We start from the raw sequence: 3,986 nt of genomic DNA, 5'->3' as shown, positions 1-3,986 counted from the left end.
TCCTTTATCCAGAGCAAATCCGCAAGAGAACAGCTGGTGAAGGCCATTGACGGCATCAGTATGGCCCCCTATACGGGCAATGTGATTATTACAGGGGAAGAGGGCATGGACACGCTGACTCTGGCAAAGAATATGATCCGGGAAGTACAGATGACGGACAGCAATTTCTCCGGAAAGGTGGCTAAGATATCCGGCCAGGCCCTGAACCTAAAAGACGTAGAGGATACGCTGGATCACTTAAAGAACGGCGCGCTGATCATCCAGAAGGCGGCGGGCATGGATGCGGAGACCGCAAAGGCGCTGCAAAAGGCGCTGCAGAAGGAGTCCAGAGGCATTATTGTGGTTTTGGAGGACACGAAAAAGGCGGTGGATAAATTTTTAGGCGGCTATAAGGAGCTTGCCGAGTGCTTCCCTTGCCGGATGGATGTGGAAGCGCTGAGCAATGATACGCTGGTGGCCTTTGGAAGGAAGTACGCCCGGGAAATGGAATATTCCATTGATGAGCTGGGGATTCTTGCGCTGCACACACGCATTGAGGATATGCAGACCATAGACCATGTGGTGACGGCCATGGAGGTCAAGGACATTGTGGATGAGGCCATTCGTCATGCCAACAGGAAAACTTTAGGACATTTTCTTGATATTCTTTTTGCAAGGCGCTACGATGACGAGGATATGATTATCTTGACTGAAAAAGATTTTGTTTGATGGAGGTGGGGGAATGACGAAAGCAGAGGGCGAAGTTTTTATTTCCGAGGCAGATCAGTACTTGTTTGCCCAGGGAACTCATTATGACATTTACAAGAAGCTGGGGGCACATCTTTCCTGTGAGAATGGGCAGGAGGGCGTTTATTTTGCAGTGTGGGCGCCAAACGCCCAGGCGGTTCATGTGATCGGTTCCTTTAACGGCTGGGATGAGGAAGCCCATTCCATGGAAAAGCTGGGGGGCGGCGGCATCTGGGCTTTGTTTATTCCCGGTGTGGCAGAAGGGGAAATGTATAAGTTTCTGATCACAGCCGCAGATGGAAGGAAGCTGTATAAGGCGGATCCCTTTGCAAACCAGGCGGAATACCGTCCGGGCACCGCTTCGGTGATCACGGACCTTTCCGGCTTTGCCTGGAAGGATGAAAAGTGGATGAGCAGGCGGGATGAAAAGGATATGAACAAGGAGCCCATGGCCATTTATGAATGTCATATCGGTTCCTTTATGAAGCATCCCGACGGAACCGAGGGCTTTTACAATTACCGGGAGTTTGCAACGCGGATTGTGGAATATCTGAAGGAGATGAAGTATACCCATGTGGAGCTGATGGGTATTGCGGAGCATCCCTTTGACGGTTCCTGGGGATATCAGGTGACAGGCTACTATGCGCCCACCTCCCGGTACGGGACGCCCAAGGACTTTATGTATCTTGTAAATGAGCTCCATAAAGCGGGAGTGGGAGTAATCCTTGACTGGGTGCCGGCCCATTTTGCAAAAGACGCCCACGGATTGGCTGAATTTGACGGGCAGTGTATCTATGAGCATCCCGATCCCAGGCTGGGAGAGCACCCTGACTGGGGAACCAAGATTTTCAACTATGGGAAGCCGGAGGTCAAAAATTTCCTGATTGCCAACGTTTTATTCTGGCTTCGTGAGTTTCATGTGGACGGTATCCGTGTGGACGCAGTGGCCTCCATGCTGTATCTGGATTACGGCAAACAGGAGGGGCAGTGGGTGCCTAATAAGTATGGCGGCAATAAAAACCTGGAAGCCATTGAATTTTTCAGACATTTGAATTCAGTGGTCCGGGGAACCTATCCGGGATTTCTTACCATAGCCGAGGAGTCTACGGCCTGGCCTAATGTGACGGGCGACATCGGAGGAGAGGGACTTGGCTTTTCCTTTAAGTGGAATATGGGATGGATGCACGATTTCTGTGAATATATGAAGCTGGATCCTATTTACAGGAAGGGCTGTCATCATGCCCTGACCTTTGCCATGAGCTATAATGAGAGCGAAAATTATATCCTCCCGCTGTCCCACGATGAGGTGGTTCATTTAAAATGCTCCATGGTAAACAAAATGCCGGGCTATACGGCGGACAAATACGCAAATCTCAGAGTCGGGTATGCCTACATGTTCGGCCACAGCGGCAAAAAGCTGTTGTTTATGGGACAGGACTTCGGACAGGAAAGAGAGTGGAGCGAGGAGAGGGAGCTTGACTGGTTCCTTCTGGGAGAAAAATACAATAAAGGTGTCCATGATTTTATGAAGGAGCTTCTTTTGCTGTATCGGAAGTACCCAGCCCTCCATGAGCTAGACAACAGCTGGGCGGGCTTCGAGTGGATGAACGCCGACGATGCAGAGCAGAGCACCTACGCCTTTGTGAGAAGATCCTCTACGGGCACCCAGAATCTTCTGTTTGTGCTGAATATGACCCCTGTAAAGCGTGAGAATTACGTGGTTGGGGTTCCCAAAAAGAAAAAGTATCGTCTGCTGTTAAATAGTGATGAGGAGCGGTTCGGCGGATGGGGAAATGAAATTCCCAGAGAAATTACGGCTCAGAAAAAGCCCTTTCACTATCAAAATTATTCCATCAGCTTTGATCTTCCGCCTTATGGAGCGGCAGTGTTTCTATTCTGAGGGAGGGGAAAGAAAAACCCCCGGGGTTAAGAATCCGGTTATATGCACCGAAATAAAAGGTAAGCGTAAAGCAACGCTTGCCTTTTTGTTAAACATATAATGTTTTAATATGCAATGTTTTAAACATGCAATGTTTTGAGCATAGAATGGGGAGTGCACCTATATGAAGATTACCTTTCAAGCAGCTGAGGCAGAACAGACTGTCAGGCAGCAGACACAAGTAAATGCAGCAGAGCCGGCAAAAAAGTCGGGCAGTGTCTATGGGGCTGTTCTTCTGCCGGGAGAAAACAGGCTTCTGGGAAGCGGGGGAAAAAAGTCCTGGTCAGAATTCAGACAGGAGGCTCAGGCCAAGGATGTTTCCGTACAGCAGGACTATAGAACCCTTTTGTCACACACCATGTCTCGGGAGGACTATGCCCGGCTGGAGGAGGAGGGCTTTCATTTTGAAAGCCTTGACCCTGAGGAAGCAGTGACCATTTTGGACAAGATCAAGGCGCAGCTGGCCCGCTCGGGACAAAATATCATTGGCTATACGGATGATATCGACATGGACACGCTGGCGGCGGCGCTGGGCAGCGATACACTGGCAAGGGCCGTTTCCCACAGCTTCAGGGAGGCGGATCTGCCCCTGACGGCTGAAAATATAGAAGGCGTGAAAGAGGCGTGGAACATGGCCTCTAACCTTACGGACCTGGATGCAGGCACCCGGAGCTATCTGGTGGAAAATGCTATGGAGCCGGAGATATGGAATGTGTATCTGGCACAGAGCAGCGGCGCAAAGGGAAAGGAAGGCTCCCTGCAGCAAGGGCCTAAAAGTATAGGAGCGAAATATTACGCAGAAGAAATCAAGGGCTATTATGCCCAGAGCGCACAGACTCCCCACATGGAGGAACTGCAGGCCCAGGCGGACAAGGGGATTGAGAAAGCCGGATTTTCCGTGAATGAGCACAGCCGTGAAATGGCGGAGTGGCTTTTGGACAGATCGCTCCCTCTTACGGCGGGAAATCTCCAGAGGGTAAAAATGCTGGAGACAGTCCCTGTGCCTGTCACAGAGGGGGCCTTTGCAGCAGCGGCAGCGGAAGCGGTATCCAGGGGGGAAGAACCTGTTTTTGGAAATCTGGGCAGGAGTGAGGATATTTATCACAGGGCGGCGGAGGTTTTGTCCTACTATGAAAATCTGTCGCCGAAGCAGCTTGGCGACAGCGTCACAGCCAGAAGACAGCTGGAGGAGATACGCCTTCGCATGACGGCGGAGGTGAATGTGAAGCTGTTAAAAAGCGGATTTTCCATTGACACGGCGCCCATGGAGGAGCTGGTGGAGGCTCTCAGGGAGGCTGAGGCGCAGCTGGCCGAGACATAT

At 51.0% G+C, this 3,986-nt stretch carries 2 protein-coding genes and 1 pseudogene; all 3 read left to right on the top strand.

What is annotated here, in order from left to right:
- Positions 1–708 (top strand): annotated as a pseudogene (locus AC1WIP_RS12590) (tetratricopeptide repeat protein); the annotation flags it as partial.
- Between the two features lie 13 nt (positions 709–721).
- On the top strand, positions 722–2,626 hold the full coding sequence (gene glgB / locus AC1WIP_RS12585; RefSeq protein WP_481142155.1) for a 1,4-alpha-glucan branching protein GlgB: 1,905 nt from the start codon (positions 722–724) through the stop codon (positions 2,624–2,626).
- Between the two features lie 163 nt (positions 2,627–2,789).
- Positions 2,790–3,986 (top strand): DUF6240 domain-containing protein (locus tag AC1WIP_RS12580; protein ID WP_481142154.1); only part of this gene is annotated, 1,197 nt, incomplete at its 3' end.

The sequence above is a fragment of the Acetatifactor sp. genome, from assembly GCF_982438285.1.
The sequence above is the reverse complement of the archived record's forward strand: the minus strand, read 5'-3'. Positions and strand labels throughout refer to the sequence as shown.

Bases quoted from the DNA above. Each gene is read 5' to 3' on its own strand.
- glgB (WP_481142155.1), top strand. From the start codon at position 722: ATGACGAAAGCAGAGGGCGAAGTTTTTATTTCCGAGGCAGATCAGTAC.